This window comes from Nonomuraea sp. NPDC005501 (genome assembly GCF_040605905.1).
In the GTDB taxonomy this organism is placed as follows: Bacteria; Actinomycetota; Actinomycetes; order Streptosporangiales; family Streptosporangiaceae; genus Nonomuraea.
Window position 1 is genome coordinate 50,215 of sequence record NZ_JBEXDT010000040.1, and the last position, 18,953, is coordinate 69,167.

Genomic DNA, 18,953 nt, shown 5'->3' on the forward strand with positions numbered 1-18,953 from the left:
TGAATGCGTAGAAGTACCGGTTGCCACCAGGGGGAAGAGGGCATGGAAATGCCCTCCCACCGCAGGTGAGAGGGCATCCGGCGCGAGGTCAGACGTTCACGGTGAGCAGTTTCTCGCCCTTCGTGGTGACCACCTCGAAATGGTCGATCTGTTCCAGGGGGTACGGACTGCCGCCGTGCGTGTACAGCGGATCCGGCTGCCCCGGGACCCCGTAACCGGCGGCTGGAACCGCCCATCCCGTCATGACCCGCCGCTCCCCGGACTTCGACACCGACACCAGCTCGCACTCCAGCGGGCCCTTCACGCCCGACAGCTTGAGCGCCGCGTGGGTGCCCCACGCCTTCGACTCGATCACCAGGCCGCCGGTGACGCCGCGGGCGCCGGTGCCGGCCACGGGGGTGCCGTCGGCGTAGAACTGCTCCGCCGGACCCAGATGGTCGTGGTGCCCGGCCGCCGCGGGTGGCGGCGCGGCGCCCGGGTCGCCGAGCTGGGTGCCGACGGTCAGGCCGCCGGCGACCAGCGTCACCGCGGCGGCCAGGCCGATCACGATCGTGCCCCTGCGCGCACGGCGGTCGGCCGTCCGCTTGCGCCGCATCAGATCGACGACCTCGGCCTCGCCGCGCGACGGCGGCGGGCCGAGGTCGTCCAGCGGGCCGATGCCGACGAGCGCGCCCGCCACCCCCGACAGGTCGGCGAGCTCTGCCGCGCACGGCGGGCAGGTGGCCAGGTGCTCCTCGAAGGCGGCCTTGTCGTCGTCGTCCAGCAGGCCGAGGGCGTAGGCGCCCACATCGGTGTGCTCCACCTGCGACGTCACGCCGTCACCCCCCTCTCCTCCAGTGCGACGCGCAGGGCGCGTACGGCGTAGTACACCCGGGACTTCACCGTGCCCACGGGGATCCCGAGGGCCTCGGCGGCGTCGTTCACCGACCGGTCCCGCAGGATCGTCTCATTGAGGATCTCGCGGTGCGCCGGCGACAGCGCCCTCAGCGCGTCTGACACGAGCACCTGGTGCAGCAGTCCCTCCATCTCGTCGGGCACGGGCACGCTCTCCAGCGGCCCGTCGCCCGACTCCTGGGGGCGGGCGTCCCTGCGCCGCCGGTCATCGATGACGATACGTCGGGCCACGGTCGCGAGCCAGGGCATCAACGAGACCGACGCCGGATCCAGCCGCTCCGCGCTCCGCCAGGCGCGGATCATGGTCTCCTGTACGACGTCCTCTGCCCACTGCCGGTCGCCCGCCGTCAGCCGTACCACGAACGCCAGGAGCGGCCCGTGGTACTCCCGATAGAGAGCCGAGACGACCAGGTCGTCATCGGGCCGGACGCGCCTGATCCATTGGCTCAACCGCGGCTTGCCCATGAGGCCGGCCCCCTCGGTCGAGGGTGGGGGATACGTGCTGGTCCGCATCATTCCCCTTTCTCGAGTCGTCGGCAGGAAGTACGGCCAGGGCTCCGGGCAGGGTTCAACGACACGCCGAGAAAAATGGGATTGCGTCCTTCGTGGCGGGATGCGTAGAGTCTGCGCGACGGCCCGGCACCGGGGCGTCGCCGTCGCCGCGCGCCGCGGTGACCATGGAGTGATCCCACGGAGCGCGAGAGCGCGGCCGTGGCGCGAGAAGAGTGCGAGACAGGAGGTGGAGACCATGCGGATTGTCCTGTTCCGCTTGCGTGCCGTTCACCTCCGGGTGCCTGCCTGAGCCACCCGGTCTCCCTTCTCAGCAGAGGAATCACTGCGTTGTCGTTCGACCTTTCCCTGCTCGGCTGGACCGCGTCCCGCGCCGCCGAGCTTCCTTCCGGCGCCGTCCCCGGGCGGGTCTCCCGCGTGGACCGCGGCGCCGCCGAGGTGATCACCGAGGACGGCCAGCACCACGCCCGCTACTCCGCGCGGGTGCGCCGGGCCTCGGCAGAGGACCCCGTCGCGCTGCCGTGCGTCGGCGACTGGGCCGCGCTCCGCGCCCTGCCCGAGGGCCGCTACGAGCTGGACGCCGTGCTGCCGCGCACCACGGCGTTCGTGCGCGGCGGCGTCAGCCGTGACTCGCGGGGCGGCCTGTCCGGCGACGGCCAGGGCCAGGTGCTGGCCGCCAACGTGGACATCGTGTTCGTCGCCGAGCCGTCCATGCACTCCACCGACTTCGCCGACCTCGGCCGCATCGAGCGGCTCGTCGCGCTGGCCTGGGAGTCGGGCGGCACGCCCGTGGTGCTCGTCACCAAGGCCGACCTGTTCGACCAGGGCCTCGACGACCTGCTCGCCGACGTGCACGCCGCCGCGCCGGGCGTCGACGTGCACGCCGTCTCCTCGCTGCGCGGGGAGGGCGTCGACCTGGTGGGCGCGTACCTGGAGGGCTCGCGTACCGCCGTCGTGCTCGGCCCGTCCGGCGCCGGCAAGTCCACGCTGGTCAACGCGCTCGCCGGCGACGGCGTCATGGAGACGCAGCTCGTCCGCGCCGGCGACGGGCGGGGCCGCCACACGACGGTCCACCGGGAGCTGATCCCGCTGCCCGGCGGCGGCCTCGTCATCGACACGCCCGGCATCCGGCGGGTCGGCCTGTACGACATGAACGAGGGCGTCGACCTGGTGTTCTCGGACATCGACGAGCTGGCACAGCAGTGCCGGTTCGGCGACTGCGGGCACGAGGCGGAGCCGGGCTGCGCGGTGACGGCTGCCGTCGAGAGCGGCGACCTGCCGGAGCGGCGGCTGACCAGCTGGCGCAAGCTCCAGCGGGAGGCGGCCTGGATGGCGGGCCGCACCGACGCCCGGCTCCGCAAGGAGCAGCAGAACCGGTGGAAGATCATCCACAAGGAGATGCGCCGCTCCGGGCGCGCCCGTCCCTGACGGCCGCGATCAGGCGGTGATCTCGCCGTCCTGCCTGGGCGGCCTGTTGTCCAGGCAGGCGCGGACGAAGTCCCGGACGACGGGATCGGCGTCGCCGGCGGGAGTCCACGCGACGCCCACCCCGCTCGGCGCGACACCGGTGACCGGCCGGTACGTGACACCCGGGCGGGTGTAGAACCGGGCGGCGGACTCGGGGGCCAGGGCGACGCCGTAGCCGTTGGCGATGGCGCTGAGCCACTCGTCGGGCTGGTCGGTGACCGCGCCGACGCGGACGGGGCGGCCCTCGCGTTCGTCGGCGGCCAGCCAGTAGTCCCGCCACCCGCCCGTCTCGGACGGGGCCGCCACGAACGGCTCCTCCCACAGGTCCCGGAAGGCGATCCGCTCACGCGCGGCCAGCGGATGGTCCGAGGGCAGCGCGACCCAGCGGGGCTCGGAGAACAGCACCTCCACGCGCAGGGTGTCCTGGCCGGGGAACGGCAGCCGCAGCAGGGCGGCCTCGACGTCGCCCCCGGCGAGCCCGGCCGTCGGGTCCGACCACGCCGCCTGCCGCATGTCGGCCTTCCAGCCGGGCCGGCGGCGGGCGAAGTCCGCGACGATGCTCTGGGTGATCTCGTTCGCGGCGCTGGCCAGGAAGCCGATCCGCAGCAGGCGGGCGGCCCGGGCGGACGTGGCCCTGGTCTCCCGCAGCGCGTCGTCCCACCCGGACAGCAGAGCGGGCACCCGCCCGGCCAGGGTCCGGCCCGGCTCGGTCAGCTCCATGCCGGACCGGGAGCGCGCGAACAGCCGCACTCCGAGCTGGGTCTCCAGCTGCCTGATCTGCCGGGTCAGCGCCGGCTGGGACACGTACAGCCGCTCCGCGGCGCGGGTGAGGCTGCCTTCCTCCGCCACGGCGGCGAAGTACCGCAACAACCGGGTGTCGACGTCCATGCCGCCAGGTTATAGACGCCGGTATTGGACGGCCGGGAGAGGGCTCGGCGAGGCTGGGCGAGCCAGCGAGCGGCGGCGGCCGCCCGACGTCCGTCCCCGTAGGAAGCCGAGCTCCATGTCCCTTGTGCACGTCGTCGTCACCGTCCTCACGATCGCGGCCAACGCCGGGGTGGCGATCGCCGACTTCGCGCGGGCGGGGTTCGTCCTCGCCAACTCGGCCGCGGTGGGCGTCCCGCGCTCCTGGATCCCGATGCTCGGGGCGCTCAAGGCCGCAGGGGCGGCCGGGCTGTCGCTCGGGCTCCTGGGTGTCCCGCTCGTCGGCGTCGCCGCGGCGGCCGGGCTCGTCCTGTTCTTCACGGGCGCTGTCGTCGCGCACGTCCGCACCCGCGTGTACGGCACGATCGCGGTCCCCGCCGGATTTCTGGGGCTGGCCGTCGCCTCCCTCGTCCTCGGCGTCGCGCGATGACCCGTCATGGCGAACGGGCGGGGGAGCGGGGCGGGGCGGGTAGGACCAGGGCATGGATGTGTTCGCCGACCGGGCCGAGGCCGGTGAGCTGCTGGCCGGGCGGCTGCTCCACCTCCGCGACCCCGTGGTCCTGGCCCTGCCCCGGGGAGGCGTCGCCGTGGCGCTGCCCGTCGCGCGGCGGCTGGGCGGCGTGCTCGACGTGCTCGTCACCCGCAAGATCGGCTATCCGCCGATGCCGGAGCTGGGCGTCGGCGCGATAGCCGAGGGCGGCGAGCCGGTGCTGGACCTGCCGCTGCTCACGCGGCTCGGGCTGCGGCCGTCGTCCGTGGCGGCCGTGGTCGAGCAGGAGCGGCGGGAGCTGGCCCGCCGGGTACGGGTCTACCGGGGCGAGCGGCCGCTGCCCGGGCTGGCGGGCCGCGAGGTGGTCGTGGTCGACGACGGCCTGGCGACCGGCGGCACGGCGCGGGCGGCGCTGCGGGCCGTGAACCGGGCGGGGCCGGCCAGGGTGACGCTGGCGGTGCCGGTCGGGGCCCGCGAGACGGTGCGGGCGCTGCGCGGGGAGGCCGACGACGTGGTGGTGCTCGAGATGCCCGCCGACTTCCGCGCGGTCGGCCAGTGGTACGTCCACTTCGACCAGCTCAGCGACGCCGACGTCCTGGAGCTGCTGGCGAGGGGGAGGGGAGAGCCGAGCCCCTAGCCCGGCAAGTCAGGCGGCGAGGACGGCCCAGACGAGCTTGCGACGGGCGCTGGAGACGACCCAGCCCCACGTGGTGGAGATCGCCTCGACCAGCCGCAGCCCGCGCCCGAACTCGGCGAACAGGTCGGGGGAGGCGGCCACCGGCGCGGCCAGGCAGCGGTCGGTGACCACGCACGCCACCTCGGTGCCGTAGCCGAGCAGGCGGACCTCGTCGATGCCGCCGCCGTGCCGCATGGCGTTGGTCACCAGCTCGGACACCACGAGCTGCGCCTCGAAGGCCACGCCGTCCGACCCCCAGGCGGCCAGCGTGTGGTCGACGAAGCGCCGGGCGGAGGACACGCACGCGGGCTCCATCAGCCCGTGGAAGGGGAAGATCGCGTCGCGGGGAGTGGGCCGTCCGCCCAGCAGGACGGAGGACAGCCATTCCGGCGGCCGGGCACCTACGACGGGGGCTTGCGGCCGAGCGTCGAAAGTCGTCATCGTGGCCCCCGAAGCGCGGTCTGTTAAATGATCCACAGCCATCTTTACGGCATGCGCTTTCCGATGCAAGACTTTTCGCCGTTTACGGATGCAAATCGCATTTGCACGTGCAGATGATCTAGGAGCGGTGGCGTGAGCGCACCAAGCGCGGAAGGGAGCGTCCTCGGCTTCACGCCGGGAAGCCCGACGGTCCTGCGGATCCTGCTGGGCAGCCAGCTGCGCAGGCTCCGCACGGAGAAGGGTATCTCGCGGGAGGCCGCCGGATACGCGATTCGCGCCTCGCACGCCAAGATCAGCCGGCTGGAGCTGGGGCAGGTCAGCTTCAAGGCACGCGACGTGGCCGACCTGCTCACCCTGTACGGGGTCACCGAGGAGGCCGAGCGCGCCCCGCTGCTGAGCCTCGCCCGGCAGGCCAACGCCCAGGGCTGGTGGCACAAGTACGGCGACCTGCTGCCCGCCTGGTTCGAGGTGTACATCGGTCTCGAAGGCGCGGCCTCGGTCATCAGGACGTACGAGAACCAGTTCGTGCCCGGCCTGCTCCAGGCCCCCGGCTACGCCCGCGCGGTCATCAGGCTCGTCCACGACGTCGCGCCGGAGGACGAGATCGAGCGGCGGGTGAGCCTGCGCACCACGCGGCAGCGGAGACTGACGGGCGAGGACGCGGTCACGCTGTGGGCGGTGATCGACGAGGCGGTCGTCCGGCGCACGCTCGGCGGCCCCGAGGTCATGCGCGAGCAGATCGACCACCTGCTGGCGATGACCGACCTGCGCAACGTGACCGTGCAGGTGATGCCGTTCGAGCGGGGCGGTCACGCGGCGGCCGGCGGGCCGTTCAGCATCCTGCGCTTCCCCGAGCGGGACCTGCCCGACGTCGTCTACATGGAGCAGCTCACCAGCGCCCTCTACCTCGACAAGCCCGCCGAGGCCGAGCACTACATGCGGGTGATGGACCGGCTGAGCATCCAGGCGGAGTCCCCGGCCCGGAGCAGGAAGTTCCTGGAGGGACTGCGCTCGTCGCTGTGACCGCGCGCCTGTGACCCACCCCATAGGGGGAAATTTGGCCATCAGGGGTATGGCCGGTCTCGCGCTGCCGTAATCTCTGCTCGCAAAGCACGGATGCACGTGCATTTGCAAGCGAGGAGCTTCTTCCATGCATGGGTTCCGCAACGGAACGCCCGCCGGCCACCTCCCCGTCGTGTGGCGGAAGAGCAGGCGGAGCAACCCCAACGGCAACTGCGTCGAGGTGGCCACCCTGCCCACGGGGGAGATCGCGATGCGCAACTCGCGCTTTCCCGACGATCCCGCGCTCGTCTACACGCGCGCCGAGATCACCGCGTTCGTCCTGGGGGCCAAGGACGGGGAGTTCGACGACCTGATCGTCTGATCCGCTCGAACGGGGATCGACGAACGACGAGAGCCCGGCGCCGAGGGAAGGCGCCGGGCTCTTTCGCGTGCTCGGGTTGAGATTCGCGCCTGATCATGCAGTTGTCCCGACCGGGTTCGCCGGGGCCTGGACCTGGCGGGCCGGGCCCCGGTTCATCGGGACAACTGCGGGATCACACGGTGCTCGTGACGGCCGGGCGGGTCAGGCGGCGGAGATGCCGGCGCTGGCGGCGCGGCGCATGCGACGGCGACGCTCGGAGGCGCGCTCGTCCTCGTTGAGGCCGCCCCACGTGCCGTACTTCTCCGGGCGCGAGAGCGCGTAGTCCAGGCACTCGTTGCGGACGGGGCACTGCGCGCAGATCGCCTTGGCCTTCCGCTCACGTACGTCACGCTCGGGCTGGCGCTCTCCGTCGGGGCCGAAGAAGAGCACGAGGTCCTCACCCCGGCACGCGGCATCATCCTGCCAACCCCAGCTGGGGCGCGGGCGGGCGAGCTGCCGACGTACCTGAGACATGAGAAAACCACCTTCGTGAGAGGTATTTCGGTAATTGAGCCGCATTGGACGCTTTCGGCGTCACTGTTCCAACGCAAGGAGGGGCCGTGATGTTCCCATGAGTCAGGTAAGCGCCGGCGTGGCATACCGCACAGGCGAGAGCCTGTCCAGCGAAACCAGCCGGTAGGTGGTGATCGTGTCGGCGCAAGCCGTGCCACACGGCGCTCGGAACGCCGAGGGCTTGACCACAACCCGGAACCGGACGTCGCCGCAGCTCACGAGGGCCTCGGTGACGTCGCCGTCCGACCTGGAGGATTCCACGGCCACTGCGCCGACAGAGCACTCTCCCGTATGGGCTCGGGCGAAGTGCTCGACGGCTTGCAATGGCTCAGGGATGCCTGCGCGTCCCCGGTAGCGGTCGAGAATGATCTCGCCCGACCGGTACGCGTTAGCCGCTGCGATCGCAGCAGCCTGAGACATGCTGCCGTAGAAAATTCCGTGTGGCAAGCACACGAGGTTGGCGGCGTAACGATCGCCGCCAACGTGTGACGTTTCCCATATTCTGTCCGGCCACCTGGTGGCCAGGTCACGAGCGAGGGGTAGTCCAATGCGGGCGCAACACGCATTGCGCTTGGCGTGCGTGCAGACCAGAAATACCGGCTCGTGTTCAAGTATGCAGGACTCCGGGACCACTCCGGCCACCAGCGCGTCGAGGTCAAGATCGTCAGGACCTGCGACGACGCCCGAGGCCAGCCACGGTTGCGGGCCCGCGCCGTAGGCGACTAGCACACGCATCCCTTGCCCCGCCGATCGGGTCCGCCGCCCCGGGCGCCGGATCAGCTGGGGCCTGACGCCGCGCTCCAGGGCCCGTTCGACGAGCCGGGCGACGTCGTCCGGGAGATCGAGGCTCTCCAGGTGGGAGGGCCACGGGCCGGAGTGCTCGACGAGCAGCCACAGCCGGGCCCCCACGGTGGCGCTGGCCCAGGTGGGCACCGCTCCGCTGTGGCATCCGTCCGGATGTTCGCAGCCCCTGGCCAACGCTCCCCCTCTGCGAGCCTGCATGAGATTAGGTAAGACTAACCTAACGGTAAGGCTCGCCGGATGTGGGGGATCCGCCCGACGTGTCGCCCGCTCGCGTCGGGCCATCCTCAGGGAGGCTGCGGGCGGTCAAGGGGTGTCCGGCGTGCCGGTGGCGTCCCCGGCGGCCTCCAGGGTGGCGGCGGCGCGGGCCAGCATGGCGCGGGCGGCGGGCAGGGCGGCGGCGCGGTCGGCCGGGACCAGGCCGATGCGGGTGCGCCGGTCCAGCAGGTCCCCCTCGTCGAGGGCTCCCTCGTGCAGCGCCGACCAGAGCAGCTCGCCCGCCGTGACGCCCTGCCCGACCTCCTCCGGGTGGGCGCGGGCGTACGGCAGCACGGCCGCCGCCTCGCCGCCGTAGCGCTCCACCAGCCGCGCCGGAAGCCGTTCCGGGTCCTGGTCCGCCCCCCGGCCCGCGTCTCCGCCCCCGGGTCCGCCCGCCGTGCCCGGCGCGGCCGGTGTGCCCGGCGCCGGGTTCGCGCCCATGAGAGGCAGGCGGGTCGTGAGGCAGGGCCCCGCGTCCAGCCCCGCGACGGACACCGCCCGGTCCACGGCGTCCTCGGCCATCCGGCGGTACGTGGTCAGCTTGCCGCCCACGACGGTGACCACCGCGTCGCCACGCCCGCCTCTCCTGCCCCTCTCGCCCCCCAGCACGGCGTGCCGGCGCGACAGGTCGGCCGTGCCGCCTTCGGCCGCCAGGAGCGGCCTGAGGCCCGCGTAGGCGCCCGCCACGGCCTCCCGGGGCAGCCGGACGTCCAGAACCGCGTTGAGGAGGCCGAGCAGCGTCGTGACGTCCTCCTCGGGCGCCTCGGGCACGTCCGGAACGGGCCCGTCCACGGGCTCGTCCGTGAGCCCCAGGTACGCGCGCCCGTCGGCCTGGGGGAGCAGCAGCGCGAACCGGTTGCCGGCACCCGGGACCGGCAGGTGCAGCCCCGCCGTGAGCCCCGGCAGCGTCCCCGGCGCGAACACCAGATGCGTCCCCCGCGACGGCCGCAGCCGCACGCGCGGGTCCAGCCCGCCCGCCCACACGCCCGTCGCGTTGACCACGGCCCTGGCGCGGATCTCGAACTCCTCGCCGGTCAGCTCGTCCCGCGCCCGCGCTCCGCGGCCCGTCAGCTCCAGGACGCGGCAGCGGGTCAGGATCCGGGCGCCGTGCGCGGCGGCCGTGCGCGCGAGGGCCACCACCAGGCGGGCGTCGTCGAGCAGCCGCCCGTCCCACGACAGCAGCCCGCCGCGCAGGCCCTGCGGGCGCAGGAACGGCGCGAGCCGGCGCGTCCGCCGCGCGTCCAGGCGCGACGGGCCGGGGAGCAGCGGCCGGGGCGTGCGGGCGGCGGCCCGCAGCCCGTCGCCGAGCCGGTAGCCCGCCATCACGGCCGCCTCCCGGGCCCGCGAGACGTCGCGGGTCAGGGGCAGCACGTACGGGTGCGCGCGCACCAGGTGCGGCGCCGTGTGCCGCAGCAGGACGCCGCGCTCCACGGCGCTCTCGTAGGCGATTCCCACCTCGCCCCTCGCCAGGTAGCGCAGCCCGCCGTGGACCAGCTTGGAGCTCCACCGGGACGTTCCGAACGCCAGGTCGTGCGCGTCGGCCGCCGCCACCGTCAGGCCCCGGGAGGCGGCGTCCAGGGCCGCGCCCGCGCCCGTGGCGCCGAGCCCCACCACGAGCACGTCCACCGTCTCCCCGGCGGTCCGCGCCAGCTCCCGGCTTCTCCTACGGGCGTTGAGCGAGCTGTCCAAGGTATCCCTCCAGCAGGGTCGCGAGCTCGGCGTCGAGGTCGTCCAGGGTCACCGCGCCGCCGTCTCCGTCAGGCTCCCCGCCGTCCCGGCCCGGGCCGGGGCCGGGGCCGGTCATGGCGGGCGCGGAGATCAGGAATGACTGGGCGACCAGCAGGACCGCCCGCGCCGCGCGCCGGTCGCCGGTGACGCGTTCGAGCACGGCGAGGACGGCGTCGTGGGTGGCCCCCCTCCGGTGCAGCAGGTACGGCAGGAGCAGCTCGGGGTCGGCCTCGACGATCTTGACCCAGAGCGGGTGGGCGCGCAGCCGCCGCACCCCCTCCACCACGGCCGCCACCGGGTCGGACAGGTCCAGGTCCTCCACCGCCCGCAGCCACTCGCGCGTCATCAGGTCGGCCACCAGCGACCGCACGTCCGGCCAGCGCCGGTAGAGCGTCATGCGCGAGACGCCGGCCCGGCGGGCGACGTCGGTGAGCGTGGTGCGCCGCACCCCGTAGGCCAGCACGCAGTCACGCGCCGCGTCCAGAACGCCGTCATTGTGACGGATCAACGTCATGTGTCACAGTGTAGACATGTCCGCTGAACCCATGCTCTGGTCCGGCTGGGGCGACCCCGCCCGCGCCCGCGAGCTGCCCGGCCCGGTCCGCGAGCTGCTGCGCGACCTGCTCGGCGTGCGCGGGCCCGCCGCCCCGGCCGTGCCGCTGGAGTCGGTGCGGCTGCCCGGCGTCGCCCTCGACAGCCGCCTGCTGGAGGCGCTGGCCGGGATCACCGGCGCCGCGCACGTCCACACCTCCCACGAGGCGCGGGTCCGGCACACGCGCGGCAAGTCGACGCCCGACCTGCTGCGCATGCGCGCCGGCGACGCCCTCGACGCGCCCGACGCCGTCGTGCTGCCCGGCTCGCACGCCGAGGTGGCCGACCTGCTGGAGCTGTGCTCGCGCGAGCGCGTCGCCGTCGTCCCCTTCGGCGGCGGCACCTCGGTCGTGGGCGGTCTCGCCGCCGGCCGGCCCACGACCACGGAAGCCGGTCGGCCCACGACCACGGAAGCCGGCCCGTCCGGGAACGGGGCCGGTGGGCGGGCGGCGTTCGCGGGCGTGGTGGCGCTGGACCTGGGGCGGCTGGACCGGCTCGTGGGCCTCGACCCGGAATCGCGGGTGGCCGAGCTGGAGCCCGGGCTCCGGGCGCCGGAGGCCGAGCGGCTGCTCGCCGCGCACGGCATGACGCTCGGCCACTTCCCCCAGTCGTTCGAGTACGCCACGCTCGGCGGCTTCGCGGCGGCCCGGTCCAGCGGGCAGGCGTCCGCCGGCTACGGCCGCTTCGACGACATGGTGGCCGGGCTGACCGTGGCCACCCCCGTCGGCACACTGGAGCTCGGCCGGGCGCCCCGCTCCGCGGCGGGGCCGGACCTGCGGCAGCTCGTCCTCGGCTCCGAGGGCGCGTTCGGCGTCATCACCTCGCTGCGCCTGCGGGTACGCCCCGCGCCCGCCGAGAAGGTCTACGAGGGCTGGCGCTTCCCGTCGTTCCGTGAGGGCGCCGCCGCGCTGCGCGCGCTCGCCCAGGACGGGCCGCTGCCCACGGTGCTGCGGCTGTCGGACGAGACCGAGACCATGGTCGGCCTGGCCCGGCCCGACGCGCTGGGCGGAGGCGGGTCGGGCTGCCTGGTGATCGCCGGCTACGAGGGCGCGTCCGTGGCCGCCGTCCGGGCCGGGGCGGGGGCGGTGCTCGCGCGGCACGGCGGCGAGCCCCTCGGCGAGGAGCCGGGGCAGGCGTGGGAGCGGGGCCGGTACTCGGCGCCGTACCTGCGTGACTCGCTGCTGGCCGCCGGCGCGACCGTGGAGACGCTGGAGACCGCCTGCTTCTGGTCGGGGCTGCCCCGCCTGTACGACGCGGTGCGGCTGGCGCTGCTCGGCGCGCTCGGGTCGCCGCTGGTGATGTGCCACATCTCCCACGTGTACGAGACCGGCGCGTCGCTGTACTTCACCGTGGTGACCGCCCAGCACGGCGACCCGGTGGAGCAGTGGGCCACGGCCAAGCGAGCCACCCTGGAGGCGATCGCCGGGGCGGGCGGGACTGTGTCGCACCACCACGGCGTCGGCCGCGACCACCTGGAGGCGTACGCGCGGGAGCTGGGGCCGGTGGGCGTCGAGGTGCTGCGGGCCGTCAAGGCGCGGCTGGACCCGGAGGGAGTGCTCAACCCCGGCGCGCTGGTGCCCTGACCGGCCTTCCGGCGGCGGCTCGCGTGGGAGCGGGCAGCTCAGGGGGGCGGGTCGATGGCGGCCTCTGCCTCCCGCGCCGTGGCCGCGGCCTCGCCGTACCGGTGCAGCGCCTCGTACGTCTCCGCCAGGGTCCCCAGGCACATCACCAGCGCCGGGCCGCCCAGCGAGCGGGCCAGCGCGGCGGCCTCCAGCGCGTACGGCAGCGCCTCCCCGGGCCGCCCGCGCCCGAGCATCACCCGGGCCGCCGAACGCAGCGAGCGGACCAGCAGCGCCGTGTGCGCGGCCGGGTCCGCGGCGGCCAGCGCGCGGCTGCGCATGACCGCCTCCACGACACAGCGGACCCGCGCCCGGCTCCACCGCCACCGCATGTGCGCCAACGCCAGCAGCCCTTCGACGGCGGCCACCTCCGAGGTGTCCCGCCGGGTCGTATCGTCCGGACCGTTCCGGGCCATGGCAGCCCCTCCCGCGGCCGACAACCGCTTGCTTGGGGCGTGAGGCTACACATGGGAACCTTCCGTGTCGAGAGCGGCACGGAGCGTTCGGGATGCGCGCCGGAAAGATCACGGTAAAGATATGGTCATGGTGGAAGCGGCGGCCGAACGCGGAAAGCAGCTCTCGTCCCGGGTGTCCGAAGAAGGGGCAGGCTGGGCCTGTTCCCGGATCGGCACGTTCGACCGGCTGCGGCCCAAGCGGAAGGGCTTCACCTGGCTGGACCCGCGCACACTGTGGCGCTCGCGCAACGAGATCCTGGCCGGACTGTTCGGCGACCCATCCCCAGAGGTCCGGGAGCGCTGGGTCACCGGCCGGCTCGACCAGGGTGCCGACCCCGGATTCCGCGTCCGGCCCGGCCTGGGCGCCGCCTTCGACTTCATCCTGCTCGGCGACACCGGCGAGGGCGACGCCTCGCAGTACGCGGTCGTGCCCGGCCTGCTGCGGATAGGGCAGGGGACGTCGTTCGCGGTGGTGGCCAGCGACGTCATCTACCCGGCCGGATCGGGCAACGAGTACAGGGACAAGTTCTTCCGCCCGTACCAGGACTACGACGCCCCCATCTACGCGATCCCCGGCAACCACGACTGGTACGACGGGCTCGGCGGCTTCATGCGGGTCTTCTGCGACGCGCCGCCGCTCAAGCCAGGCCCGGCCGGCGGAGGGCTGCGCGGGCTCCTCTGGCGCAGGCCCGAGACCATCGACGAGTCCCGCCTGGCCGAAGCCCGCAAGCTGCGCTCGCGCCCCTCCCAGCAGGCCGCCGGCCCGGCCGCCCAGCCCGGCCCGTACTGGGCGATCGAGAGCGAGAGCCTGCTCGTCGTCGGCGTCGACACCGGCATCAGCGGCGCCATCGACCGGCGGCAGGCCGCCTGGTTACGCGAGGTGTCCCTGGACCCCCGGCCCAAGATCCTCGTCACCGGCAAGCCGATCTACACCCGTAACGAGTACAAACCCTCGCCGTTGGAGGACGGCGGCACGATCGACGACATCGTGCGCGACCCCCGCCACCGCTACGTGGCCGCCATCGGCGGCGACGTGCACAACTACCAGCGCTACCCCGTCCGGGTGGGCGACCGGGTCATCCAGTACGTCGTGTCCGGCGGCGGGGGCGCGTTCATGCACGCCACCCACACCATCGGCCGGGTGGACGTCGCCGGCGTCCACGAGGACGACTTCAAGTGCTACCCGCTGCGCGGCGACTCCCTGTCGTTCTACAGCCAGCTCTACGCCAGGCGGCTGCGCATGAAGTGGCTCTACCTCACGCCGGCCGAGGCGGCCTGCGTCATGTCCGAGCGCATCGGCAACACCCCGGTCCGGCCCATCGAGTCGCCGGTGCGGATCACGCCGCGCGTCAAGTGGGCGGCGCGGCTGCTCGGGTCCTGGCCGTGGCCGCTGCGGCTGCCGGTCGGCCGGGTCTTCCACCGCTACCTGTCGGAGCTGTCCGACTGGGACACGCCCCCGTTCTTCAAGCAGTTCCTGCACATGTCGGTCACGCCGGACGCGCTCACCCTCCGCTGCTTCGCCGCCACCGGCTGCCTGGACCAGGAACTGGAGCCACCCCTGGAGGACGAGGTCCGGATCGCTTTGTCGTAGGCGCCTGGCACGCTGGGGGCGTGTACGCGGTGGTGGCGGGGGAGGCGGTGCTCCCTGTGGGGTCTTCCGATCGGCCGGGCTCCTCCGGTGATCTCGCGGGGGCCGTGCGGGAGCTGGAGCGGGAGCGGCCCCGCTGGGTGTGGGCCGACGCCCGGGAGGACTACCCGCCGCTGCTGCGCGCCGGCGTGCGCGTCTCCCGCTGCCATGACCTCGCCCTCACCGAGGGGCTGCTGCTGGGCTTCGAGGGGCGCCACGGCGAGCCGCGCTCCGCCCGCGCCGCCCACGCCCGCCTGCACGGTCTTCCGGTGCCCGAGGAGCGGCCGAGCGAGCCGGACACCCTGTTCGCGCCCGAGCCGCTGGGCGCGGACGCCGTCGCCGAGGTGCTGGCCGACCAGTTGCGCCGCATCGAGGCGCTGCCCGACCCCGGCCGCTTCAGGCTGCTGGTCGCCGCCGAGTCGGCGGGCGCGCTCATCGCCGCGGAGATGGGCCACGACGGCATGCCGTGGCGGCGCGACGTGCACGACGCGCTGCTGACCGACCTGCTCGGGCCGAGACCCGTCCACGGGATGCGGCCCGCCCGGCTCCAGGCGCTGGCCGACGAGGTGTCGGCGGCGTTCGGCCACCCGGTCAACCCCGACTCGGTGCAGCAGCTGGTCAAGGCGTTCAAGGGGGCGGGCGTGGCGCTGAAGAGCACCCGCTCCTGGGAGCTCAAGCAGGTCGACCATCCCGCCGTCGCGCCGCTGCTCGCCTACAAGGAGCTGGCCCGCCTGCACAGCTTCCACGGCTGGGCGTGGGCCGACCAGTGGGTGCGCGACGGGCGGTTCCGTGCCGAGTACGTGGTGGGCGGCGTGGTGTCCGGGCGGTGGGCCACCTCGGGCGGCGGGGCGCTGCAGATCCCCAAGGTGATGCGGCGGGTGGTCGTGGCCGACGAGGGGTGGACCCTGGTCGTGGCCGACGCCGCCCAGCTGGAGCCGCGGGTGCTCGCCGCGATGGCCGGCGACGTGGGGCTCGCCAGGGCGGCGGGCGAGATCGACCTGTACTCCGCGCTGGCCCAGGCGTTCGGCGGTGACCGCGGCCACGCGAAGATCGCGATGCTGTCCGCGATGTACGGCGGCACCAGCGGCGACGCCCCCAAGCTGCTCGCCATGATGCGCCAGCGCTTCCCCCGCGCCTACCAGTTCGTCGAGGACGCCGCCAAGGCGGGCGAGGAGGGCCGGCTGGTGCGCTCCTGGCTGGGCCGCACCTGCCCGCCCCCGTCGGAGCGCTGGCGCGGGCTCGTCTCGGGCCCCGAGGGCGGCCGGGCCACGCGCGACCGCGGCCGGTTCACCCGCAACTTCGTGGTCCAGGCCACGGCCGCCGAGTGGGCGCTCGCGCTCATGGCGGTGCTGCGCGGGCTGCTGCCGGACCCGGCCAGGCTGGTGTTCTTCCAGCACGACGAGGTGATGGTGCACTGCCCCCTGGAGCAGGCCCAGGAGGTGATCGACGCGGTGGCCGCGGCGGCGGCGGAGGCGACGCGGCTGGTGTTCGGCCGCACGCCGGTGCGCTTCCCGATGGAGGCGGTGGCGGTCACGTCCTACGCCGACGCCAAGTGACCCACCAGGTGGCTCCCTGATTGGCGGGCTCCTCCCGCGCCGTCCCCCAGGGACTCAGCGGCCGCGGCCATGGACGGCCGGCACCGGCTCGCCGCGGCGCGTCCGGGCGTGGGCGACGGCCAGCCACAGCGCCGCCAGCGTCACCATCACGCCCACCACCAGGCCGAGCGTCCCGTACGACAGCCCGCCCACGATCGCGCCGGCCACGACCGTGCCGGTGGCGCCGCAGACGTTCATCAGCAGGTCCGACAGGCCCTGGACGGCGGGCCGGCGCTCCACCGGCACCGACTCGCTGAGCAGCGCCGACCCGGCGACCAGCCCGCACGACCAGCCCAGCCCGAGCAGGACCAGCGCGGTGGTGACCTGCCACACGCGGTGCCCGGCCGTGCCCGCCAGGGCCGCCGAGCTCAGCAGCAGCGACATGCCGAGCAGCAGCACCGGCACCTTGCCCGCCTTGTCGGACAGCCAGCCCACCACGGGTGACAGGACGTACATGCCGGCGATGTGCAGGCTGATCACCAGGCCGATGACGTCCAGGTTCGAGCCGTCGTGGTGGAGCTTGACCGGGGTCATCGACATCACCGAGACCATCGCGGTGTGGCTGACCGCGACCATGACGAGCGCCCGCCGGGCCATCGGGGTGGAGCGCAGCGTCTCCCAGGCCGGGCGGATCGTCCGCACGCGACCGGCGGGGACAGGGCGGGCGCCGTCGCGCTCGCGGGCCAGTTTGAGCGGGTCGGGACGCAGCCCGGCCACCACGATGACGAGCGCCAGCGCGAACGCGAGGGCCGCGAACGCGAACGGCCCGGCCTTCTCCGCCAGCCCCGCGTCGACGCCGATCTGGTCGGCGGGCCTGGCCAGGTTGGGGCCGGCGACGGAGCCGAACGTGGCCGCCCACACCACGAGCGACAGGTGCCGGGCGGCGTGCCCGTCGGGGGACAGGTCGGTCGCGGAGTAGCGGGCGGCCAGGTTGCCCGCGCTGCCGCCGCCGACGAGGACGAGCCCGGCGAGCAGGAGCGGCCAGTTGCGGATCGCGATGGCGGCGACGGACAGGACGCAGCCGGCGAGCGCGGCCACGTACGCCAGCGACAGGCCCGCCCGCCTCCCGCCGCGCGCGGCCGCCCTGGCCGCCGGCAGCGCCAGCAGCGCCGCGCCGAGCACGGTCGCGGTGCCCGCGAAGCCGCTGACGACCGTCGAGCCGGACAGCTCGTCCACCACCACCGAGCTCAGCGCCAGGCCGACCGCCACGCCCACGCCGCCGACGATCTGCGCGCCGGACAGGACGGCGAGGGTACGGCGCTGAATTCCGCGAATGTCGTCCTGGGGGGAGATCGGGGATTGCGTGGGGGCGCTGCTCACCTGTGAAGTCTCCCATAGCCCACAAGATCCCCCTAAAGGGGACAAGGCGCCTTTACGGTGCGCAGCTCCAATGTCGGGAAAGGTCAGAGGAGGGTCACCGGATCGCCCTGGGTGAGGGTGCCGCGGTTGTCCGGGATGAGGTTGACGCCGAACCAGACCTTGCCGTCCCAGCGGCGGTGGCGGGCGAGGGTGCGCGTGGGCTCCTTGCCCCGGACGAGCGTCACCGGGTCGATCGTCGTGAACACGCACCGGTCGCAGCCCTTGCTGACCCGGAAGCCGACCTCGCCGATCCGCACCCGCTTCCAGGTGTCCTCCGCGAACGGCTCGGGCACGCCGTCGATCACCACGTTCGGCCGGAAGCGGCGCATCGACAGCGGCGCCCGGGGCTCCTCGCCCCGCTCGGCGGCCGTCCGCGCGATCCAGTCGTTGAGCTGGTCCAGCGAGGCCGTGGTGGTGAGCAGCAGCGGGTAGGCGTCGGCCAGGCTCACACGGTCCTCGGGGCGGCCGTACAGGGGATCGACGGGACGGCGGGTGGGGTCGTCCTGCCAGGCCAGCCGGGCGGGCACCCCGATCAGCGCCGACAGCCACGCCGCCGCCTCGTCGCCGCAGTCGGACAGCTCCACGGGGATCTTCGCCATGACCACCCTGACGCGGCCGCCGGCCGTCCCGCGCGGCGGGACCACGCGCAGGGGCGGCGCGTGCGGCCCGGTCAGCGTGAGCGCGTCGGGGCCGAGCTCGGCCACGCAGGCGAGCAGCCGCTCGTGCACACGGCCCGTCAGGATCTCGCCGTCCTCGCCGACGACGAGGTAACGCCGGTCGCCGGCCAGCCCCCACGGCTCGACCTCGGCCCGCCGCACCTGGTGCCCGCCGGTGGACTTCACGGGGTAGAAGTGGATGCTCGCGAGCCTCATGCGGTGACCGTACCGCACGGCCTGCGCCGTCCCGCCGGGCCGCCCGTGGGGGCCGTTCGTGGGGGGCGAAACGTCAGGACGTCGGGCGGAAGGTCTCCAGGAACACCTTGCGGGTCTGGGCCTGGTCGTCCCAGGTCAGCTCGGGCATGTCAAAGGTGATCTTGAACGCCGACTTGTCGTCGATCGTGACGTACCGGGTCAGCGCGTGCATCGGGACGCCGTTGGAGCGCGTGTACGTGTACTCCCAGTCCGCGGCCTTCCACGTGCGGAACTGCGTGGCCTGCAGCTGCACCTGGATGTAGCCTTCGACGCCGCCGTCCGACTCGGCGCGGCCCAGCTCGGCCAGGCCGCCGTCCGGCTGCGACGGCGCCGGCTCGATCACGATCCGCATGCCGGAGTCCTTCGGCCCCGCGAACGTCGTGCCGTCCCCGGACGTGGCCGGCTTCCACGCGGTGGGCACGGCCGCCTTGAACCCGGGCGGCGTGTGCTCCTTGTAGCCCTCCGGCACGGTCACCGCCTGGAGCGGCGCCGCCGTGGCGGCGGGCTCCGAGGCGGCGCCCGGGGTCGCGGCCGAGGACCGGGTGCCCGCGGGCGAGTCCGTGCCGGAGCCCGGCGCGCCTTCGAGGACCCCAAGTCGTACTTCCGGCACATCGCCGAGCTGTCGCACGACGAGGCCACGAAGTTCGCCGTCAACGTCTGGCGCGACATCA

The 18,953-nt window shown here is 74.0% G+C and carries 20 protein-coding genes; 8 read left to right on the forward strand and 12 right to left on the reverse strand.

Annotated features, from left to right (window positions below; translation table 11 throughout):
* Positions 1–88 precede the first annotated feature (88 nt).
* Positions 89–814 (reverse strand): zf-HC2 domain-containing protein, encoded by a 726-nt coding sequence (locus ABZS51_RS20660; RefSeq protein WP_310716872.1) that lies wholly within the window; start codon positions 812–814, stop codon positions 89–91.
* On the reverse strand, positions 811–1,359 hold the full coding sequence (locus ABZS51_RS20665) for a sigma-70 family RNA polymerase sigma factor (RefSeq protein ID WP_310716938.1): 549 nt from the start codon (positions 1,357–1,359) through the stop codon (positions 811–813). The genes ABZS51_RS20660 and ABZS51_RS20665 overlap by 4 nt, the downstream gene beginning before the upstream one ends.
* 375 nt (positions 1,360–1,734) lie before the next feature.
* On the opposite strand from ABZS51_RS20665, the gene rsgA reads away from it, so the two are divergent.
* The gene (gene rsgA, locus ABZS51_RS20670) at positions 1,735–2,832 is read left to right on the forward strand and encodes a ribosome small subunit-dependent GTPase A (RefSeq protein WP_355443244.1); all 1,098 of its coding nucleotides are present in this window, start codon (positions 1,735–1,737) and stop codon (positions 2,830–2,832) included.
* A gap of 9 nt (positions 2,833–2,841) precedes the next feature.
* On the opposite strand, the gene ABZS51_RS20675 is transcribed toward rsgA, so the two are convergent.
* A complete protein-coding gene (locus ABZS51_RS20675; protein ID WP_355443246.1) occupies positions 2,842–3,759 on the reverse strand; it encodes a LysR family transcriptional regulator in 918 nt (305 codons plus the stop codon).
* Positions 3,760–3,874: 115 nt separating this feature from the next.
* Between ABZS51_RS20675 and ABZS51_RS20680 the strand changes: the two genes are divergently transcribed.
* The gene (locus ABZS51_RS20680; RefSeq protein WP_355443249.1) at positions 3,875–4,225 is read left to right on the forward strand and encodes a DoxX family protein; all 351 of its coding nucleotides are present in this window, start codon (positions 3,875–3,877) and stop codon (positions 4,223–4,225) included.
* A gap of 52 nt (positions 4,226–4,277) precedes the next feature.
* A complete protein-coding gene (locus tag ABZS51_RS20685; RefSeq protein WP_355443252.1) occupies positions 4,278–4,922 on the forward strand; it encodes a phosphoribosyltransferase family protein in 645 nt (214 codons plus the stop codon).
* 9 nt (positions 4,923–4,931) lie between these two features.
* Here the strand turns inward: ABZS51_RS20685 and ABZS51_RS20690 are convergent, their stop codons facing one another.
* Positions 4,932–5,402: an ATP-binding protein gene (locus ABZS51_RS20690; RefSeq protein WP_355443255.1), complete on the reverse strand. Its 471-nt coding sequence runs from the start codon at positions 5,400–5,402 to the stop codon at positions 4,932–4,934.
* Between the two features lie 132 nt (positions 5,403–5,534).
* Here ABZS51_RS20690 and ABZS51_RS20695 point away from each other — a divergent pair, with 132 nt between their 5' ends.
* Both ABZS51_RS20695 and ABZS51_RS20700 read left to right on the forward strand, forming a co-directional pair.
* Positions 5,535–6,425, forward strand: coding sequence for a helix-turn-helix transcriptional regulator (locus ABZS51_RS20695; RefSeq protein ID WP_355443258.1), 891 nt, complete (start codon positions 5,535–5,537; stop codon positions 6,423–6,425).
* Between the two features lie 127 nt (positions 6,426–6,552).
* Positions 6,553–6,786 carry a DUF397 domain-containing protein gene (locus ABZS51_RS20700; RefSeq protein WP_310716885.1) on the forward strand — a complete coding sequence of 78 codons (234 nt, stop codon included), beginning with the start codon at positions 6,553–6,555 and terminating at the stop codon, positions 6,784–6,786.
* A 201-nt stretch (positions 6,787–6,987) separates the two neighbouring features.
* On the opposite strand, the gene ABZS51_RS20705 is transcribed toward ABZS51_RS20700, so the two are convergent.
* The 4 genes from ABZS51_RS20705 to ABZS51_RS20720 form a co-directional block, all read right to left on the reverse strand.
* Complete coding sequence (locus ABZS51_RS20705) at positions 6,988–7,299, reverse strand: WhiB family transcriptional regulator (protein ID WP_080036407.1); 312 nt, start codon at positions 7,297–7,299, stop codon at positions 6,988–6,990.
* A 102-nt stretch (positions 7,300–7,401) separates the two neighbouring features.
* Complete coding sequence (locus tag ABZS51_RS20710; protein WP_355443262.1) at positions 7,402–8,271, reverse strand: sucrase ferredoxin; 870 nt, start codon at positions 8,269–8,271, stop codon at positions 7,402–7,404.
* A gap of 174 nt (positions 8,272–8,445) precedes the next feature.
* Positions 8,446–10,086, reverse strand: a complete 1,641-nt coding sequence (locus ABZS51_RS20715; protein WP_355443265.1) for a glycerol-3-phosphate dehydrogenase/oxidase — start codon at positions 10,084–10,086, stop codon at positions 8,446–8,448.
* Positions 10,061–10,639 (reverse strand): helix-turn-helix domain-containing protein, encoded by a 579-nt coding sequence (locus ABZS51_RS20720; protein WP_355443268.1) that lies wholly within the window; start codon positions 10,637–10,639, stop codon positions 10,061–10,063. The genes ABZS51_RS20715 and ABZS51_RS20720 overlap by 26 nt, the downstream gene beginning before the upstream one ends.
* A 16-nt stretch (positions 10,640–10,655) precedes the next feature.
* On the opposite strand from ABZS51_RS20720, the gene ABZS51_RS20725 reads away from it, so the two are divergent.
* Entirely contained in the window at positions 10,656–12,299 is a 1,644-nt protein-coding gene (locus ABZS51_RS20725; RefSeq protein WP_355443271.1) for an FAD-binding oxidoreductase, read from the forward strand.
* 38 nt (positions 12,300–12,337) lie between these two features.
* Here the strand turns inward: ABZS51_RS20725 and ABZS51_RS20730 are convergent, their stop codons facing one another.
* Positions 12,338–12,751 (reverse strand): hypothetical protein, encoded by a 414-nt coding sequence (locus ABZS51_RS20730; protein ID WP_355443274.1) that lies wholly within the window; start codon positions 12,749–12,751, stop codon positions 12,338–12,340.
* 121 nt (positions 12,752–12,872) lie between these two features.
* Between ABZS51_RS20730 and ABZS51_RS20735 the strand changes: the two genes are divergently transcribed.
* Together ABZS51_RS20735 and ABZS51_RS20740 are read left to right on the forward strand one after the other, a co-directional pair.
* Complete coding sequence (locus ABZS51_RS20735) at positions 12,873–14,381, forward strand: metallophosphoesterase (RefSeq protein WP_355443277.1); 1,509 nt, start codon at positions 12,873–12,875, stop codon at positions 14,379–14,381.
* A 56-nt stretch (positions 14,382–14,437) separates the two neighbouring features.
* Complete coding sequence (locus ABZS51_RS20740) at positions 14,438–15,973, forward strand: bifunctional 3'-5' exonuclease/DNA polymerase (RefSeq protein ID WP_355443280.1); 1,536 nt, start codon at positions 14,438–14,440, stop codon at positions 15,971–15,973.
* Positions 15,974–16,027: 54 nt separating this feature from the next.
* Here ABZS51_RS20740 and ABZS51_RS20745 read toward each other — a convergent pair whose 3' ends face one another.
* The 3 genes from ABZS51_RS20745 to ABZS51_RS20755 form a co-directional block, all read right to left on the reverse strand.
* On the reverse strand, positions 16,028–17,332 hold the full coding sequence (locus ABZS51_RS20745; protein WP_355443283.1) for an MFS transporter: 1,305 nt from the start codon (positions 17,330–17,332) through the stop codon (positions 16,028–16,030).
* An 83-nt stretch (positions 17,333–17,415) separates the two neighbouring features.
* Positions 17,416–18,243, reverse strand: a complete 828-nt coding sequence (locus ABZS51_RS20750; RefSeq protein WP_355443286.1) for an MOSC N-terminal beta barrel domain-containing protein — start codon at positions 18,241–18,243, stop codon at positions 17,416–17,418.
* Between the two features lie 73 nt (positions 18,244–18,316).
* On the reverse strand, positions 18,317–18,953 hold a 637-nt coding region (locus ABZS51_RS20755; protein WP_355443289.1), incomplete at its 5' end, for a hypothetical protein.

Excerpts from the sequence above, each read along its gene's own strand:
- ABZS51_RS20665 (WP_310716938.1), bottom strand. The coding sequence starts at position 1,359 with ATGGGCAAGCCGCGGTTGAGCCAATGGATCAGGCGCGTCCGGCCCGAT.
- ABZS51_RS20675 (WP_355443246.1), bottom strand. The coding sequence starts at position 3,759 with ATGGACGTCGACACCCGGTTGTTGCGGTACTTCGCCGCCGTGGCGGAG.
- ABZS51_RS20680 (WP_355443249.1), top strand. The coding sequence starts at position 3,875 with ATGTCCCTTGTGCACGTCGTCGTCACCGTCCTCACGATCGCGGCCAAC.
- ABZS51_RS20685 (WP_355443252.1), top strand. The coding sequence starts at position 4,278 with ATGGATGTGTTCGCCGACCGGGCCGAGGCCGGTGAGCTGCTGGCCGGG.
- ABZS51_RS20690 (WP_355443255.1), bottom strand. The coding sequence starts at position 5,402 with ATGACGACTTTCGACGCTCGGCCGCAAGCCCCCGTCGTAGGTGCCCGG.
- ABZS51_RS20700 (WP_310716885.1), top strand. The coding sequence starts at position 6,553 with ATGCATGGGTTCCGCAACGGAACGCCCGCCGGCCACCTCCCCGTCGTG.
- ABZS51_RS20705 (WP_080036407.1), bottom strand. The coding sequence starts at position 7,299 with ATGTCTCAGGTACGTCGGCAGCTCGCCCGCCCGCGCCCCAGCTGGGGT.
- ABZS51_RS20720 (WP_355443268.1), bottom strand. The coding sequence starts at position 10,639 with ATGACGTTGATCCGTCACAATGACGGCGTTCTGGACGCGGCGCGTGAC.
- ABZS51_RS20725 (WP_355443271.1), top strand. The coding sequence starts at position 10,656 with ATGTCCGCTGAACCCATGCTCTGGTCCGGCTGGGGCGACCCCGCCCGC.
- ABZS51_RS20730 (WP_355443274.1), bottom strand. The coding sequence starts at position 12,751 with ATGGCCCGGAACGGTCCGGACGATACGACCCGGCGGGACACCTCGGAG.
- ABZS51_RS20735 (WP_355443277.1), top strand. The coding sequence starts at position 12,873 with ATGGTCATGGTGGAAGCGGCGGCCGAACGCGGAAAGCAGCTCTCGTCC.
- ABZS51_RS20750 (WP_355443286.1), bottom strand. The coding sequence starts at position 18,243 with ATGAGGCTCGCGAGCATCCACTTCTACCCCGTGAAGTCCACCGGCGGG.